This is a genomic window from Streptomyces sp. NPDC006435, assembly GCF_040612315.1.
Taxonomy (GTDB): domain Bacteria; phylum Actinomycetota; class Actinomycetes; order Streptomycetales; family Streptomycetaceae; genus Streptomyces.
Window position 1 is genome coordinate 26403 of record NZ_JBEXPY010000033.1, and the last position, 16600, is coordinate 43002.

The 16600-nt window shown below is 71.3% G+C and carries 12 protein-coding genes and 2 pseudogenes; 9 read left to right on the forward strand and 5 right to left on the reverse strand.

Annotated elements, in window-relative coordinates; all coding sequences use genetic code 11:
* Positions 1-22: 22 nt before the first annotated feature.
* Positions 23-1444 (reverse strand): LCP family protein, encoded by a 1422-nt coding sequence (locus ABZZ04_RS27840; protein ID WP_356934969.1) that lies wholly within the window; start codon positions 1442-1444, stop codon positions 23-25.
* A 255-nt stretch (positions 1445-1699) separates the two neighbouring features.
* Between ABZZ04_RS27840 and tatA the strand changes: the two are divergent.
* Positions 1700-1858: pseudogene (gene tatA / locus ABZZ04_RS27845) on the forward strand (Sec-independent protein translocase subunit TatA); the annotation flags it as partial.
* A gap of 198 nt (positions 1859-2056) precedes the next feature.
* The gene (locus ABZZ04_RS27850) at positions 2057-2632 is read left to right on the forward strand and encodes a TerD family protein (protein WP_356934970.1); all 576 of its coding nucleotides are present in this window, start codon (positions 2057-2059) and stop codon (positions 2630-2632) included.
* Between the two features lie 202 nt (positions 2633-2834).
* Here the strand turns inward: ABZZ04_RS27850 and ABZZ04_RS27855 are convergent, their stop codons facing one another.
* Positions 2835-3737, reverse strand: coding sequence for an oxygenase MpaB family protein (locus tag ABZZ04_RS27855; RefSeq protein ID WP_356934971.1), 903 nt, complete (start codon positions 3735-3737; stop codon positions 2835-2837).
* 223 nt (positions 3738-3960) lie between these two features.
* Between ABZZ04_RS27855 and ABZZ04_RS27860 the strand changes: the two genes are divergently transcribed.
* The gene (locus tag ABZZ04_RS27860; protein WP_356934972.1) at positions 3961-4968 is read left to right on the forward strand and encodes a hypothetical protein; all 1008 of its coding nucleotides are present in this window, start codon (positions 3961-3963) and stop codon (positions 4966-4968) included.
* A 99-nt stretch (positions 4969-5067) separates the two neighbouring features.
* Here the strand turns inward: ABZZ04_RS27860 and ABZZ04_RS27865 are convergent.
* The 3 genes and pseudogenes from ABZZ04_RS27865 to ABZZ04_RS27875 form a co-directional block, all read right to left on the reverse strand.
* Positions 5068-5606 (reverse strand): annotated as a pseudogene (locus tag ABZZ04_RS27865) (MOSC domain-containing protein); the annotation flags it as partial.
* 28 nt (positions 5607-5634) lie between these two features.
* Positions 5635-5817: a hypothetical protein gene (locus ABZZ04_RS27870; protein WP_148832927.1), complete on the reverse strand. Its 183-nt coding sequence runs from the start codon at positions 5815-5817 to the stop codon at positions 5635-5637.
* Between the two features lie 104 nt (positions 5818-5921).
* Positions 5922-7001 carry an acyl-CoA desaturase gene (locus ABZZ04_RS27875; RefSeq protein WP_356934973.1) on the reverse strand — a complete coding sequence of 360 codons (1080 nt, stop codon included), beginning with the start codon at positions 6999-7001 and terminating at the stop codon, positions 5922-5924.
* A 313-nt stretch (positions 7002-7314) separates the two neighbouring features.
* Between ABZZ04_RS27875 and ABZZ04_RS27880 the strand changes: the two genes are divergently transcribed.
* The 6 genes from ABZZ04_RS27880 to ABZZ04_RS27905 all read left to right on the forward strand — a co-directional run bounded on the left by ABZZ04_RS27880 (position 7315) and on the right by ABZZ04_RS27905 (position 16529).
* Entirely contained in the window at positions 7315-10206 is a 2892-nt protein-coding gene (locus ABZZ04_RS27880; protein WP_356934974.1) for a DEAD/DEAH box helicase, read from the forward strand.
* A complete protein-coding gene (locus ABZZ04_RS27885) occupies positions 10203-11543 on the forward strand; it encodes an SWF or SNF family helicase (RefSeq protein WP_356934975.1) in 1341 nt (446 codons plus the stop codon). Before ABZZ04_RS27880 ends, ABZZ04_RS27885 begins: the two co-directional genes overlap by 4 nt.
* 168 nt (positions 11544-11711) lie before the next feature.
* Positions 11712-13061, forward strand: coding sequence for an esterase-like activity of phytase family protein (locus ABZZ04_RS27890; protein ID WP_356934976.1), 1350 nt, complete (start codon positions 11712-11714; stop codon positions 13059-13061).
* Positions 13062-13403: 342 nt separating this feature from the next.
* Positions 13404-14894, forward strand: a complete 1491-nt coding sequence (locus tag ABZZ04_RS27895) for an APC family permease (protein WP_356934977.1) — start codon at positions 13404-13406, stop codon at positions 14892-14894.
* Entirely contained in the window at positions 14887-15903 is a 1017-nt protein-coding gene (locus tag ABZZ04_RS27900; protein WP_356934978.1) for an acetamidase/formamidase family protein, read from the forward strand. The genes ABZZ04_RS27895 and ABZZ04_RS27900 overlap by 8 nt, the downstream gene beginning before the upstream one ends.
* A gap of 32 nt (positions 15904-15935) precedes the next feature.
* Positions 15936-16529 (forward strand): peptidoglycan recognition family protein, encoded by a 594-nt coding sequence (locus ABZZ04_RS27905; protein WP_356934979.1) that lies wholly within the window; start codon positions 15936-15938, stop codon positions 16527-16529.
* Positions 16530-16600 lie beyond the last annotated feature (71 nt).

Below are 16600 nucleotides of genomic sequence, written 5' to 3' on the forward strand. Positions count from 1 at the left end.
CGCGCCCGCACCCGGTGGGAGGTCAGCCGTACGAGAGGTTCGCGCACGGGTCGTCGTCGGCCGACCGCACCTCGTCGGCGACGGCGGACGGGACACCGGAGGATGCCGGTTTCTCCGATGCGGCCGAGGGGTTGGCCGCGTAGGAGCTGCCGAGGATCACCTGGATCCCGGGGATGTCGGATGCCGTCGCCCTGGCTCCGGCGAAGAGCCGCGCCGTGGTCTCCGCCTCGTCCCGCAGTCCCGGTCCGTACTCGACGACGGTCGTGGCATGGTCCTGCCTGCTCGCCGTGGCCGTGGTGGTGACGGTGAAGTCCCGGGAGCGCAGGAGTTCGGCGGCGCGGGCCGCAAGTCCGGTGACCGTGGTGCCGTTGTAGACGGCGACATCGATGCCCTTGCCGGAAACCGGGGCCGCGGGCGGGATCGATTCCTTGTCCGTCTTTTCGTCCTTGCCCGATCCCTTGCCGCTGGCGTCCTTGCCGTCGACCGTCCGGTCGGCCTTCAGGGTGGCCCACAGCGCGTCGGCGTCCGGCTCGACGATCGCGACGCGCGCACCCTCGTAGCGCCAGGGAACCGTCACGAACTTGGTGTTGTGCAGGTCGACGTTCTTCATCGACATCGCGAACGACAGGAGCCGGTCGGCCGAGCCGAGCCCGGGGTCGACGGTCATCGCGTCGGTCGCCGACTTGGCCAGGGGCAGCAGCGTCGTGGGGTTCAGCCCCTGGGACTTGATCTTCTTGACGAGGGAGGCGACGAACGCCTGCTGACGCTTGATACGCCCTATGTCCGAGCCGTCACCGATGCCGTGCCGGAGCCGGACGTAGTCGAGCGCGCGCTGCCCGGAGACGGACTGCGGCCCCTTCGTGAAGATCAGGTCGCCCCGGGTGGGCCGTTTCGGGCTGAGGTCTCGCTGATAGATGTCCTTGGGCAGGCACACCGGCACTCCGCCGACGGCGGAGGTCAGTGCCGAAAATCCCGCGAAGTCGATGACCACGGTGTGGTCGACGCGCAGGCCGGTGAGCTGCTCGACCGTGTTCTGCGTGCAGGCGGGGTTCCCCTCTGGCGTCTCCCCCACCGAGAACGCCCCGTTGAACATCACGTCGTGCTGCGGCGCCGTCCACTCGCCGCCCGGCTTCTTGCAGGCCGGGATGTCCACGAGGGCGTCGCGCGGGATGGACACGGCGACCGCGTGCTTGCGGTCGCCGTACACATGGAGCAGGAAAGCGGTATCGGAGCGCCCCACCGTCCCCGTGCCGCCGCCCAGTTTGACGTTGTCGCCCGAGCGCGAGTCCGATCCGATGACCAGGACGTTCTGTCCGTTCGACGAGTCGGGCGGCCGGTTGTCGGAGATCCCGTCCGCGCTGAAGGTGGCGATGCTGCCGCCGAGCTTGAGGTAGCCCCACCCGACACCGGCGACGAGCAGCACGAGGAACGACAGCCCGAACATGGCTGTCCGCCGCAGGCGACTGCCCCTTCCCCTGCGCGTTCCCGCTGTGCGACTTCCCGTCATCGGCCACCCCATCCGTCCGGCTTCCACGGGGTATGACGTGCTCCGCCACCCCATGGTTGTACAGTTGCGCAATGTAGCAAGCATTGATGTTCGGGCGGATCCCCCGACCTGTCCGCAGTCACCCTGAAGCACTGTCCGCGGACGCCGAGCGGAAACGCCGGCCGAAGCACCGAAAGGAAGGGCGACACGCACATGTTGCGCAACGGCCTCGAACCCTGGCACCTGTTGATCGTGGCGATTGTGATGATCGCGCTGTTCGGCTCGAAGAAGTTGCCGGATGCGGCCCGGGCCCTGGGCAAATCCATGCGGATCCTGAAGAGTGAGGCGAAGGCCATGAAGGAGACCGATGCGCAGGAGCCCCGTACCGACTCACGTGTCCAGGGCGCCGGTTGACCAACGTACGTCACCTCGCCCCGACGTTCACTTCAGGGCTTGCGCAATTGAGGGAACCATGGCTGTCACGTCGTCGTTCCCTCCGGTGACGGCCGAAGGAAGCGCTGTTCACCACATCACCGAATCGCTGGACCAATTGATCGTTGGAGGATGTTCATGGGTGTGACCCTGGCCAAGGGCGGCAACGTCTCCTTGTCGAAGGAGGCACCCGGCCTGACCGCAGTGACGGTCGGCCTGGGCTGGGACGTGCGGACGACGACGGGCGCCGATCACGACCTGGACGCGAGCGCGCTGCTGTGCTCGAACACGGGCAAGGTCCTCTCCGACCTGCACTTCGTCTTCTACAACAACCTCACCAGCCCGGACGGTTCGGTCCAGCACACCGGTGACAACCTGACCGGTGAGGGCGAGGGCGACGACGAGTCCATCAATGTGGAGCTGTCGACGGTCCCGGCGGATGTGGCCAAGATCGTCTTCCCGGTCTCGATCCATGACGCGCAGAGCCGTGGGCAGAGCTTCGGCCAGGTCCGCAACGCGTTCATCCGTGTGGTGAACCGGGCGAACGGCGTCGAGCTGGCCCGTTACGACCTCAGCGAGGACGCCTCGACCGAGACCGCGATGGTCTTCGGCGAGCTGTACCGGCACGGCGCGGAGTGGAAGTTCCGGGCCGTCGGTCAGGGGTACGCCTCGGGCCTGGCCGGTATCGCGTCCGACTACGGCGTCAACGTCTGATCCGGAGGCGGTACGGACGACGGATGCGGGCCCTCCCGCCCCGGTACCGGGTACTCGGGAGGGCCTGCCGGGCCGCGACCGGGAGGGGACGCCGGTCCTCGTCGATGCGGCTCACCCGCCCTTCGGGGCACAGGCGTTCGACGCGGTGCTCGCAGCCTGGCCGGTCTCTCGCCTCTCGCGCCCCGGCCCGGTCCCGCCGTACTCATTCCGCCGGGGCGGCGGGACGGCGGTCGTGCGGGACCGGGCAGCCGCCGGCTCCCGGGCGCGGAAACGTACCGAGCGCGGAGAGCTCGTAGCCGTTCGGGTATCCCTTGATCTCCGGGTTCTGCCTGGCGTAGTGCGGTGCGGTGCGCGGCGGCAGGAGGCGTACCGCCCGGGCCCGCAGGCGCAGGGCTCCGTGGACGAGGCCGCAGGTCGCGGGCCCCGGACGTTCGTACCGGAATGCCCTCAGCAGCGAATCGTCGAGGAGCGCCAGGGCGGCCTTCCGTGCGGCGGGGGCGAAGGGGCGGGGATACCAGGAGGCCATCAGGTCGAGCGTGGCGTCGGAGACCCGGCGCCCTCCCTCGTCCCAGCCGAAGTGCTCGGCCTCGTAGGTGTCGAGGGTGTCCTCGAAGTCCTGGTACGACTGCGGCAGATCCTTGATGCCCATGTGGGTGCCCAGGGTCCGGTAGTAGGCGGCGCACGCCCGCAGTTCGTGATCGGACAGCCGGCGCCAGCCGTAGTCGTCGATCCACCGCTTCGGGGTGACGACGAAGGTGCACAGGACGTATCGCATGTCGTCGTTGGTGATGTCGTAGCTGCGGTGCATCTGGTTGATCCGGCGCAGGGCCGTGCGTCCCGGGTCGCTGTCGAAGCCGTGCTCCACGACGGCGTCGAGGAGCAGCGCGGTGTCGTCGTAGCGCTTCTGCGTGCGGTCCGTCATCTCGGCGGTCCGGGCGAGGAGGCGGCCGATGCTGGGCACGGCGTACGTGCGGTACAGGGCGAGTTCGAGAGCACGGGCGATGTCCCAGGGGAATTCGTACGTCGCCGTGATCCGGTAGATCCGGAGGAAGTCCCGTTCCGGATCGAGGCGCTGGATCTCCTTCAGCCGGTCGTACCGCTTCACTGCGCTGCCCCCTCGGCTCGGTCCGAAGGTCCAAACGTATCGCTGACGGGTGCACCACGAATACGTTCCGGCCAGTCATGCGTGCTCACGGTTCCATCGGGGGCGGTCCGTTCCGGAGGAGCCCCTTCACGGCCCGCTTCCTCCTTTGTCAGGGCCTCGACGAGCGGGTTACCGACTGGTTAGGGTGCGCCGACGGACAGGGATGACGGACGAGGAGGGTGCCGTGACCGGGACGACCGACACAGTCGCCGATGACGACGCGCTGTATGTGCTGACCGCGGCGCTGCTGACACCGGCGCAGTTCCCGAGCCTCCTCGGCGACGACTACCCGGCCGCGTGCGCCGCGTTCGCCCTCGAACCGTACGCCGAGGGCTACGGACTCGTCCTCGGCCAGGACGGCGCCGGCGCGCGGTGGACCGTCGTCGTCGAGGACGTGTCCCTGGTCGCCGTCGCCATCGCGGCCTGGGACTGCGGCATGGAGTACGACCTCTCCCCCGACGACCGTTCGGTGGTCTGCGCGCTGCCCGGCTGGCCCCTTCCGGTGGCGGTCGCCGCCCCGGGCGTGGCGGCCCCGCACGACCCGTTGCCCGACCCGGAGGCCGAGGGCACCGACCCCACGCCGTTGGCACCGCCCGACACGGATTCGTGGGGGCCCGCCCAGCGGCGCATGGGAGCGGACGAGATAGCTCACCAGTGGACCGCCTGGCGCGAGCAGCTCGACGGCGACCCGGCCTTCGGCACCCCGGCCGGAGCGGAAGCGGATTCCGTTTCCCCGCCCGATGCCGACGCCGAAGCCGGCTCCGACACCGACGGCGTCGGTTCCGATGCCGGAGCCGTTGCGGAGGCCGGAGCCAAGTCCCGGGCCGATGCCGGACCCTCCGAGTCCGCCGGGGCCGGCGTCGGCCCGGACCCACGGGCCGACGCCGCCGCCGGGGAACCGGCCGGTGAAATCCCCTCGGGGGCTCATCCCGGTGTGCGGCGGGCGCTCGCGGAGGCCCGTGGCTACCTCGATGCCCCGCCGCCGCCCGGCCGTGTCCGGTCCTCCTTCGCCTCGGGCGATGCCCGGATGCTGCGCGCCGACGGTCCCGGCTGGTCCCTGGTCGCCCGGACCGACGACATCGCGTTCATCCTGCTGGACGAGGAGCCGGGCGAGGTTCTGCCGGTCGGACGCGGCACGGAGCTGCCCGGCCTGCTGAAGGCCCTGGACGCGCTCGCGGTACGCCCGGCCTGAGCTCGGCTACGGGCACCCGGGCGGAGGGCCGGGACAGAAAGTCGGGGTCGAAGGGCCCGGGGGCTCGGACTTCCCGGCCCGTCGTACCCCTCGTCCCCGCACGCGCTCCAGCGCCCGATGCGGCCCCGTGGGCAGTTCGACCTCGATCGGGTCGCCCGGCCGGACCACCCCGCCGACCGTGACGACGCCCATGATCCCCGCCCTGCGCACGATCCGGCCCGATTCGTCGCGGCCCACGACATGCTTGAGAAGTCCGTCGCGGAAGTTGTCGATCTGCGGGCAGGGGTTGCGCAGTCCCGTGACCTCGACGACCGCCTCGTCACCGAGGCGCAGCAGGGCCCCGACGGGAAGGGCGAGAAAATCGATCCCCCTGGTGGTGACGTTCCCCCCGAGGTCCCCCGGGGAGACGTCGAATGCGGCTTCCCTCAATTCGCCGAGCAGTTCCTCGTGGATGAGGCGGACCTGGCGCAGATTCGGCCGGGTGGGGTCCCGCGCGACCCGGGAGCGGTGCTTGACCATGACCCCGCGTGCACGTCTCCCTCCACACCGAGTCCGGCGAGGAGCCTGATGCTCTCCCGGTTCGGTTTGGTGAACGAGTACGCCTCGTTCCTGCTCACCGTCGTCGCTGTCCCGCTCAATGCGGAACCCTTCTTGGTCCAGCCTTGTTCAGCGCCCTATTTCCTTGCGGGTGATCCTGCGGAGCCTGCGTCGCTGGGAGGGATCCAGCAGCAGGTACGCGACGGCCGGAACGCCGATCAGGACCAGCAACGACAACCAGAAACCGATGAACGGCATCAGGATCACCGCTACGACGACTCCCCCGATGGCGATCTTCGCGCTGTTCGACATCGTCCACGCCTCCTTCGCGGCCCTGAGCCGCTCCTGCTGTGAGAACGCCTCCGCGCGCCGATCGGTTCCGGCCCGCCCGGGGTGCTCCGCTCCGGGCCGGGGCCTCACCGCAGGGGCTCGCCGACCTCGTGCATGTGGCGCAGGGCCTGCCGGTAGGACTCGATCAGCCCGGTCTCCGTGTACGGCATGCCGAGCGCCTTGCAGTGGGCACGCACCATGGGCTGTGCCAGGCGCAGGTGCGGGCGGGGCATGCTCGGGAAGAGGTGGTGCTCGATCTGGTAGTTGAGCCCGCCGAGGAACCAGTCGGTGAGGATGCCTCCGCGTACGTTGCGCGAGGTGAGAACCTGGCGCCGGAGGTGGCCCCAGCGTTCGCCGTCGGGGTCGGGCATCTCCATGCCCTTGTGGTTCGGCGCGAAGGCCATGCCCAGGTGGAGCCCGAACAGCGCGTGGTGCACGAGTGCGAAGACGACGGCCTTCCCCGGGGACAGGACGGTGAGCAGCAGCGCCGCGTAGAGGCCGAGGTGGGCGACCAGGAGCAGCGCGGAGAGCGCGCGTTCCCGGGCGGGCTGTCGGCGCAGGTACTGGAAGCCGGAGATCTTCAGCGCGATGCCTTCGAGGAGCAGCATCGGGAAGAAGAGGCGGGCCTGGTTGCGGGTGAGCCAGCGGGCGAAGCCCTCGCGCTGGGCCGCCTGCTTCTGGGTCCAGACCAGGGCTCCGACGCCGACGTCCGGGTCCTTGTCGATGTGGTTGGGGTTGGCGTGGTGGCGTACGTGTTTGTCGTTCCACCACGCCTCGTTCATGCCGAGCAGCAGGTTGGCGTGGAAGAGGCCGATGGCCCGACCCGCCTTGCGGGCACCGGTTATCTGGGCGTGCCCGGCGTCATGTCCGACGAACGCGACGCGCGACCAGAACAGTGCCAGTGGCAGCGCGAGCGGCAGGGTCCACCACGTGTCGCCGAGAAGGAACATCCCGGTGACGACGGCACCCAGCGCGATCAGATCGGTAACTATGCGCACCACGTACCATCCGGTGCGCCGTTCCATGAGCCCTTGCCCCTTCACCGCCCGCAGCAGGGGTGCGAAGTCGCTTCCCTGGGCCGGGGCGGCCCCGCCGCCATCGGTGTCCGCGGTGCTTCCTCCGCTGTCACGGGTGCCTTCCACGACGGCGGCTACGGCCTGGGACATGAGGTCTCCGGTCTCTGAAAAGCTGGATTGACCTGTAGAAACGTAGGCCCGCCACGATGTGGCGACCATGGCGCCAGCACCCGGACCGTCCGGGGACAGCCCCCGGCGCCGCAGGGGGGCCTGCCCCACCTCCGAAGGGTGGTTGCACCCCCGGACGGTGTATGTCCGGGGGCCGGGCCCTACGAGGAGGAGCAGTCGGACATCCCGGAAGTGATGTGGATCACGACGATTCGTCGCGCGGCGGCGGTCATCGATGGAGTACCCTCGGCGACTCGACTGCCCACTAGTCAAATTTGAGGAACTCGGCGTCACTGTGCACAGACTTCCTGCGGCAACACTTTCGGAGATCTCCGTTCTCTCCTCCTGCTCCGTGGTCTTCCTGCCCGGCGATCCCGCGCGTGCCGGCCGCCTCGCCTTCTGGCATCCGGACGGCAGTGCTCCGCCGGACGCCCCCGGTTCCGTGGAGGAGCTGGACGTCGTCGGTGCCGATGCCAGGGTGTACTCCGTGCCCGCGCGGATGGTCCCGGTCCGCGACGCGCTGCCCGTGCTGACGCGGGCACGGGTCGCGGCGCACGCCTCCGACGCGGCGGCGTTCTGGGGCGCGGCGACGCTCCTCGCCCTCCACATCGCGGCCCGGGGGCTGCTGTTGCCGGGGCTCAGCGCCACGGACCACGACGCCTGGCGGGTCGGACCGCTGACCGCCGACGACCAGTCGCAGATCCGTACCCTCGCGGCGTCGATGCCTCCCACCGCCCACGCGGTACCGCTCGACGGGGACACCGAGCCCGTTCTCCTGCCCGAACCCGAGGTGCTGCTGCGGGCGTTCCTCGACGCCGTGGCGGACGGTCTGCCGCGCTCCCCCGCCGCGGTGTCCGCGGGCGGCGGTCCGGCGTTCACCGCCGACGAGCCGCAGCGCCTTCCCGACCAGCGTGCCTGGGTCGCCGATGTCGCGGCCGGGCACGACGCGGGCGTCCGGCTGTCGCTCCGGGTCGAGGTGTCCGGGCTGACGGCGCCGGACGGGGACGACGAGGAGTCCGCCGGACCCGCCTTCCGGGCCGTCCTGCAGATCCACAGCGTCAGCGACCCGGCGCTGGTCGCCGATGCCGCCGAGGTCTGGTCGGGCGGTGCGGGCGCCGCGGCGCTCGGTCCCCGGGCCCGGATGGACACCCTGCTGGCGCTGCGCCGGGCCGCCCGCGCCTGGCCCCCGCTGTCCCCGCTGCTGTCCGCCGCCGTGCCCGACTCCGTCGAGCCCGCGGACGACGAACTCGCCGATCTCCTCGGCCCCGCCGGGCGGGCGCTCGCGGCGACCGGGGTCCAGGTGCACTGGCCCAGGGAGCTGGCCCGCAAGCTCACCGCACGCGCGGTGATCGGCCCGGCCGGCGACGGGGACGACGAGGAGCGCGAGGGGTTCGTACCCACCGGTTCCGACGCGCCGTCGCTCATGTCGGCCGACGCGCTGCTGGCGTTCGACTGGTGGTTCGCCCTGGGCGACCAGAAGCTCAGCCGGGCCGAGCTGGACCGCCTGGCCGAGGCCAACAGGCCGGTGGTGCGACTGCGGGACCAGTGGGTGCTGATCGATCCCGAGGAGGCGCGGCGTGCCCGCGAGACCCAGGACCGGAAGATCGCTCCGATCGATGCGCTCGGGGCCGTGCTGACCGGTTCCACCGAGGTCGACGGCCGCCGGGTGGAGGTCCGGGCCACCGGTTGGCTGGAGCGGCTGCGCCGGCTGGTCGCCGACCCGGAGGCGGCCGGGGAGCAGGACGGGGCGCAGCCGGTCGGCCAGCCCGCCGCGCTCGCCGCGACGTTGCGCGACTACCAGCTGCGCGGGCTGAACTGGCTGCACACCATGACCTCACTCGGTCTGGGCGGCTGCCTCGCCGACGACATGGGGCTCGGCAAGACCATCACGCTGATCTCCCTGCATCTGCACCGTCAGGGCACCGAGGAGGCCGCCGGGCCGACCCTGGTGGTCTGCCCGACGTCCCTCATGGGCAACTGGCAGCGGGAGATCGAGAAGTTCGCGCCGGGCACACCGGTTCGGCGCTTCCACGGCGCGGCGCGCAGCCTCGACGCCCTGGAGGGCGACGGGTTCGTCCTCACCACGTACGGCACGATGCGGCTCGACACGGCACGGCTCGCGGAGGTCCGGTGGGGCATGGTGGTCGCCGACGAGGCGCAGCACGTGAAGAACCCGTACTCGGCGACGGCCAAGCAGTTGCGGACGATCGGCGCGCGGGCCCGGGTGGCGCTCACCGGCACCCCGGTGGAGAACAACCTCTCCGAGCTGTGGGCGATCCTCGACTGGACGACGCCCGGTCTGCTGGGGCGGCTCGGGACCTTCCGCACCCGTTACGCGCGCACTGCGGAGGGCGGTGACCCGGCGGCCGCGGAGCGGCTCGCCGCGCTGGTGCGGCCGTTCCTGCTGCGACGGCGCAAGTCCGATCCGGGCATCGCCCCGGAGCTGCCGCCGAAGACCGAGACGGACCGCACGGTGTCGCTGACGGCGGAGCAGACGGGACTGTACGAAGCGGTCGTGCGCGAGACGCTGGAGGCGATCTCCGGTGCCGACGGTTTCGCCCGGCGCGGTCTCGTCGTCAAGCTGCTGACGGCCCTGAAGCAGATCTGCAACCACCCGGCGCAGTACCTGAAGGAGGAGGAGCCCCGGATCACGGACCGTTCGGGAAAGGTGGAGCTGCTCGACGAGCTGCTCGACACGATCCTGGCGGAGGGGGCGAGCGTGCTGGTGTTCACCCAGTACGTGCAGATGGCCCGGCTGCTCGAACGGCATCTGGCCGGGCGCGGGGTGCGCACGCAGTTCCTGCACGGCGGTACCCCGGTCGCGGAGCGCGAGGCGATGGTGAACCGTTTCCAGGCGGGCGAGGCCCCGGTCTTCCTGCTGTCGCTGAAGGCTGCCGGAACCGGCCTCAACCTCACCCGGGCGGGCCATGTCGTGCACTTCGACCGTTGGTGGAACCCGGCGGTCGAGGCGCAGGCCACCGACCGTGCGTACCGGATCGGCCAGACCCAGCCGGTGCAGGTGCACCGGCTGATCGCCGAGGGCACGATCGAGGACCGGATCGCCGACATGCTGGCCCGCAAGCAGGGACTGGCGGACGCGGTGCTCGGCTCCGGCGAGGCCGCGCTGACCGAACTGACCGATGCGGAACTGGCCGATCTGGTGGAGCTGCGAGGGGGCACGCGATGAGTGACGGTTACGACGGGGACCGGTACGACGACGGCACGTACGGGGACGACGAGGGCGGTGCGCCGGGACAGGAACGCACCTTCGCCCCGCTGCCGCCCGCGCACGGCCGGGGATTCGCCGGTTCCTGGTGGGGCCAGGCGTGGCTGAAGGCGCTGGAGGACACCGCGCTCGACAACCAGCACCTCAAGAAGGGCCGCCGGTTCGCCCGCGAGGGCCGGGTGGGCGCGGTCACCGTGCGGCCCGGCCGGATCACCGCGGTGGTCCGGGACGGGGACTCGTCCACGTACCGCAGCGACGTACTGCTCCAGGAGCTCGACGAGGCGGACTGGGAACGGTTCCTGGCGATGGCCGTCGAACGGTCCGGGCACATCGCGGCGCTCCTGGACCGGGAGATGCCGCCGCACCTGGTGGAGGACGCGGCGGCGGCCGGGGTCGAGCTGCTGCCGGGCATCGGCGACCTGGATCCGGAGTGCACGTGCGAGGCGTGGGACCACTGCCCGCACACCGCGGCCCTGTGCTACCAGGTGGCGCGGCTGCTGGACCAGGACCCGTTCGTGCTGCTGCTCATGCGGGGGCGCGGTGAGCGGCGGATCCTGGACGAGCTCCAGATCCGCATCGCGGCCCGCGCCGAGGGGCACGGGGAGCCCGGTCCGGCCGCGGCCGACGGAGGCGGTGTCCGGGGCGTGCGGGCGGACGAGGCGTTCGCGGCGCGGGACATCCTGCCCCCGTTGCCCGCTCCCCCGCCGCTGCCCGCGGAGCCCGGCGCCGCGCCGTCGCTGGACACGGAGACCGAACCGCGTCCCGGTGTCGACCCGGCGGCCCTGGAGGTGCTGGCGACGGACGGCGCGGCGCGCGCCCACCGGATGCTGGCCGAGGCGCTCCGCGCCGGGCACGGGGAACAGCCGCCGACCGCGGGGCTGACGCCGGAACAGGACGCCGTTCGGCTGGCCGCGGAGGCCCGCCCGGAGCCCCGGATCATGGCACGGCTGGCCACCGGATCGGGGCGGCGACGGGCCGAACTCGACGCGGCGGTGCGTGCCTGGCAGCACGGCGGGGCCGCCGCGCTCGCCGTGCTCGACGAGGAGTGGACCCCCGACCCGGAGTCCCTGGCACGGGCGCGGGCGCGGCTCGCCGGGGCGTGGGAGGAGGGCGAACAGCCCCGGCTGCGGTCCGCGGGCAACCGCTGGACCGCGGTGGACGAGGGCGTACAGCTCCGTTACGGGCCGGACGGGCGCTGGTGGCCGTACCGGAAGGAGGGCGGGCGCTGGATGCCGGCGGGTCCGGCGGACGACGATCCGGCGGCCGCGCTGGGCGGCTCGGCCGCCTCGGACGGCTGACCTGCCGTTCGTCCGGCCGGTTCGGCGGTGGGCGGTGGGCGGGGCCGCGTGCTCCCGCCCCCGCCCGTCGTCGCGTTCTGCCCTCCCGTTCAGCTGGACGTCACCATGCGTTGACGAGGAGGGCGGAACCTGACGGCCGTCAAGCAGTTCCGCGCCACAGGAGGCCCCATGTCCGCTCGTGTTGTCCGTCGTTCCCTCGCCGTCGGGCTGCCGCTCGCGCTGCTCGGCACGGTGTGCGTCGCCGGGACGGCCGCCGGGGCGCAGGACCGGCACGGGCATCCGGAGCGCACGGCGCGGGTCACCGGGAGCGCGGTGCTCGGCGACATCCCGCTGGCCGGGTTCAGCAACCGGCTGCTGCCCGGGACGGTCGCCGACGACCGCGGGGTGAAGCTCGGCGGCATCGGCAGCGACATCTACCCCGCGGGCCGCAAGGGCGAGTTCTGGACGGTGACCGACCGCGGCCCCAACGGACAGATCAAGATCGACGGGAAGAAGCGGCGCACCTTCCCCGTGCCCGGCTTCGACCCGGCGATCGTCAAGGTCCGTGTCAGCGGGAAGCACCTCCGGGTGGTGCAGGCCATCCCCCTCACCACCCGTTCCGGCAAGCCGGTCACCGGTCTGTCGAACCAGAGCTCCCGCGACGAGGCGCCGTACACCTACGACGCGAGGACGCCCCTCTCGTACGACCCGAACGGCCTGGACACCGAAGGCATCGTCCGCGTGGCCGACGGCACCTTCTGGCTCGTGGACGAGTACGGGCCCTCCCTGGTGCACGTCTCGGCCCGGGGCCGGGTGCTGGCCCGGTACGTCCCGCAGGGGCTCGGGCTGACGGGCGCCGACTACCCGGTGGTGGAGGCGCTGCCGGGAGTGCTGCTGCACCGCAAAAGCAACCGTGGTTTCGAGGGGCTGGCACTGCTCCCGGGCGGCGACCTGGTGCTCGCGGTGCAGAGCCCGCTGTCGCTGCCCGACCAGGACGCGGGCGAGTCCTCGCGCAATGTGCGGCTGCTCCGCTTCTCGACGAAGAAGCACGCGGTCACCGCCGAGTACGCCTACCGGTTCGACCCGGTGGACGTCGTGGACCCGGGCGAGGACGACACCTCCGAGCTGAAGATCTCCTCGGTCGTGGCGATCGGCCGCGACGACCTGCTGGTGGAGGAGCGCACGGACAAGGCGGCCAGGCTGCACCGGGTGTCGCTGCCGCACGGCTCCGGCATCCTGGGCTCCGCCTGGGACGACCCGACGACGTCCCCGTCGTACGAGGAGCTCACCGACCCGTCGGCGTCGGGCGTGCCGGTGCTCCGCAAGCGTCTGGTGGTCGACCTGGGCAAGGTCGCGGGCGTGCCCGGGAAGATCGAGGGCGTGGCGGTGACGGGCCGGGACACGCTCGCGCTCATCAACGACAACGACTTCGGGATGACCGACGGCGCCGAGGCGTTCGACGAGAACGGCCGACTGGTCGACAGCGGCGTCAAGACGTCGGTGACGCTGCTGAAGCTGCCGCGCCCCCTGCGCGACTGACCCTCAGTTCCCCGGCGTACCAAGGAAGTTCGGCACATCCGGTCCCACGCGGATGCTTTTCGCTGCAACTCCCGTATATATGCAGGAAGTTGACCTGATCCGGACCGGCCCTCGGTACGCGCTCGTCCCGAGGCCCGGTCCGGACCGGGCCGCATCGCCGTCGCCGTCGCCGTCGCCGTCGCGACATCGTCGTACATTCCGGTGTTCTCCCCGTCCGCGGAACCGATTTCGTTCCCTGCCGTCTTCCCCCCGCCCTCGCCGCGCCCGTACGGTAGGGCGCGCAAGACGCTCGGCCGTACTTCGGACAACGCATTCCGGTCAGCGGACAGAGGGAGCCACAGAGTGTCGGGGGATTCGGACAGCGGGCTGCTGCGCGACGCCATCGGGCTGCGCGAGGTCCTTTTCCAGAGCATCACGGCGATGGCACCCGCCGCCGCCATCGCCGCGTCGATTCCGGCCGGTGCCGCGTTCGCGGGCGGCAGTCTGCCGCTGTCCGTGGTGGTGGCCCTGGTCGCATGCCTGTTCACCGCGTCGTGCGTCGCGGAGCTGGCCCGCCACCTGCCGGCCGCCGGGTCCGTCGCCACCTACTCCGCCCAGGGGCTGCACCCGGCCGTCGGCTTCCTCGTCGGCTGGGGCTACGTCTTCGTCGAGGCCCTGGTGCCCGCACTGCTGCTGCTCCAGCTCGGTTTCACGACGGCGGGCACCCTGCACCAGGAGTGGTCCTCCTACCCGGCGGACCTGTGGTGGCCGTGGTCGCTGCTGGGCGCCGTGGTCATCGCGCTCGCCGGATACTTCGGTGTGCGGGCCTCCGCCCGGTTCGGCACCGTGCTCGGCGTCTTCGAGGTGCTCGTCTTCGTCGTCTTCGCCGTGCTGCTGATCGGGCAGGCCGGCTCGGACAACACCCTTTCGGTGTTCGGCACCTCGCACACGGCGGACGGTTTCGACGGCATCAGCGGAATCTTCGCCGGATCGGTCTACACGGTGCTGGCCTTCGCCGGCTTCGAGGCCGCGGCCCCGCTCGCCGAGGAGACGAAGAACCCCCGGCGCACCATGCGGCGCGCGGTGCTCGGCGCCGCGGTCTCCATCGGCCTGGTGTACGTCCTCACCACGTACGCGATGTCCGTGTACTTCGGGCCCGACGAATTCGCCGGATTCGGCGGTTCGGGGGCGGCCTCCTGGGAAGGGGTGGCCCGTGCCTCGTTCGGGCTGTTCTGGGTGCTGCTCTTCCTCGCCGTCGTCAACTCGACGGTGGCCAACGCCAACGCGTCCGCCAACGTGTCGACCAGGACGGCGTTCGCCCTCGGCCGCATCGGGGTGTTCCCCCGGGCCTTCGCGAGGCTCCACCCGCGCCGCCGCTCCCCCGTCGCCGGAGTGGCCGTGCAGTTCGTGATCGCGGTCGGCGCGGCGCTCGGGCTGGGCTTCGGCTACGACCCGGTGACGGCGTTCGTGCTGCTGGCCACCGTGATCGTCACGGTGATCATCGGGGTGTACATCGTCGTGAACCTGGCCTGCGCCGGGTACTTCCTGCGCCGACGGCGCGACGCGTTCAACCCCGTGCTCCATCTCGTTTTCCCGGTGCTGGGCATCGCGGCGTTCGTGCCCGCGCTGCTGACGGCCGCGGGCATACCGGCCTTCGACTTCGTCTCCGAACTCAGCGCGCCGGTCTCCTACGCCGGTCCGGTCGTCGGCGTCTGGATGCTGATCGGGATCGTCGTGCTGGCGGTGCTGCTGCGCCGGCATCCGGAGCGGGTGGCGCAGACCGGACGGATCCATCTCGACGACGACCCGGCGCCCGCCGGGCAGCTCGGACAGGAGCAGTGCAACGATGAGTGACCCCCGTGTCCTGACCGTCCGCCCCGAGGACGGCGAGTACGCCTGGACCTTCGGCGGGGCGGCACCGATCGCCCGCATCGAGCCTGGGACCTTCCTCGACCTGTACACGGAGGACTGCTTCGCCGGCCGGGTCCGCTCCGAGAGGGACCTGGTCTCCGAGGTCTGCGAGTTCCCCTTCCTCAACCCGCAGACTGGCCCGTTCCACGTGGTGGGCGCGGAGCCCGGCGACACCGTCGCGGTGCACTTCGTGTCCATCGAACCGGCCCGGGACTGGGCCGCTTCGACGACCGTTCCCCTGTTCGGGGCGCTCACCTCCACCCACACCACCGCCTCGCTCCAGCCCCCACTGCCCGAAGTGGTGTGGATGTGGCAGCTGGACCGGGCCCGCCGCACCTGCCTGTTCAGCGCCCGGGACAGCGACATCCAGGTGGAGCTGCCGATGGATCCGATGCACGGCACGGTCGGGGTGGCCCCGGCCAATCTGGAGGTGCGGTCCGCGCTGGTGCCCGACGCGCACGGCGGGAACATGGACACGCCGGAGATGAGGGCGGGCGTCACCTGTTACCTGGGGGTCAACGTCGAGGGGGCGCTGCTGAGCCTGGGGGACGGCCATGCCCGCCAGGGCGAGGGCGAGACCTGTGGCGTCGCCGTGGAGTGCGCCATGAACACGGTGGTGCTGGTCGAGCTGTTGAAGGGCGTCACCACGCCGTGGCCGCGCATCGAGTCCGACACCCATCTGATGTCGACCGGTTCGGCGCGCCCGCTCGAGGACGCCTTCCGCATCTCGCAACTCGACCTCGTGCAGTGGCTGGCGCGGGACTACGGGCTGTCCGAGCTCGACGCCTACCAACTGGTCAGTCAGGCCGGTGAGGCACCGCTGGCCAATGTGTGCGACACCAACTACACCTGTGTGGCGAAGATCCGCAAGGAATGGCTGCCCGCGGGTGATCCCCATCGCGGGCTCCACCGCCATCTGAGGGAGACCGCGGCACCGCTGTCCCGTCCCTGACCGCATTCCCCGTCCCCCACACAGGAGTGTTCATGCACCGCAGAAGGATCCTCCAGGGCGCCGCCGCGACGGCCGCCGCCGCCCTGCTCCCGGCCTCCGCCCGCGCCACGGCCGCCACCGCCGCAGGCGACACGGACTACCCGCTCGCCCACTGGAACCCGGCCTCCACCTCCAACTACACGACGTCGAGCCGGCCTTCGTCCTATCCGGTCCAGTACGTGATCATCCACGTCACCCAGGAGACGTACTCGGACACGATCGGGATCTTCCAGAACCCGGCGAAACAGGTCTCCGCGCACTACGTGGTGCGCTCGTCGGACGGCTACGTCGCGCAGTGCGTACGAGAGAAGAACATCGCCTGGCACGCGGGCAATTGGGACTACAACACGCGCAGCATCGGCATCGAGCACGAGGGCTGGGTGGACCGGCCGTCGTACTTCACCAACGCGATGTACGAGAAGTCGGCCCTGCTGACCGCCTCGGTGTGCGACCGGTACGGGATCCCGAAGGACCGGGCCCACATCCTCGCCCACTCCCAGGTCCCCGGCAGCGACCACACCGACCCCGGTCCGAACTGGGACTGGGTGCGCTACATCCGCCTCGTCAATCTGTACTCGGCGGGCTGACGCGCCCTCGCCGCCCGGGCCGATCGTCCCGCGCGCCGGAGTTGTCGCGGCGGCCGACTGCGACGACGATG

Excerpts from the sequence above, each read along its gene's own strand:
- ABZZ04_RS27840 (WP_356934969.1), bottom strand. The coding sequence starts at position 1,444 with ATGTTCGGGCTGTCGTTCCTCGTGCTGCTCGTCGCCGGTGTCGGGTGG.
- ABZZ04_RS27850 (WP_356934970.1), top strand. The coding sequence starts at position 2,057 with ATGGGTGTGACCCTGGCCAAGGGCGGCAACGTCTCCTTGTCGAAGGAG.
- ABZZ04_RS27870 (WP_148832927.1), bottom strand. The coding sequence starts at position 5,817 with ATGTCGAACAGCGCGAAGATCGCCATCGGGGGAGTCGTCGTAGCGGTG.
- ABZZ04_RS27875 (WP_356934973.1), bottom strand. The coding sequence starts at position 7,001 with ATGTCCCAGGCCGTAGCCGCCGTCGTGGAAGGCACCCGTGACAGCGGA.
- ABZZ04_RS27885 (WP_356934975.1), top strand. The coding sequence starts at position 10,203 with ATGAGTGACGGTTACGACGGGGACCGGTACGACGACGGCACGTACGGG.
- ABZZ04_RS27890 (WP_356934976.1), top strand. The coding sequence starts at position 11,712 with ATGTCCGCTCGTGTTGTCCGTCGTTCCCTCGCCGTCGGGCTGCCGCTC.
- ABZZ04_RS27900 (WP_356934978.1), top strand. The coding sequence starts at position 14,887 with ATGAGTGACCCCCGTGTCCTGACCGTCCGCCCCGAGGACGGCGAGTAC.
- ABZZ04_RS27905 (WP_356934979.1), top strand. The coding sequence starts at position 15,936 with ATGCACCGCAGAAGGATCCTCCAGGGCGCCGCCGCGACGGCCGCCGCC.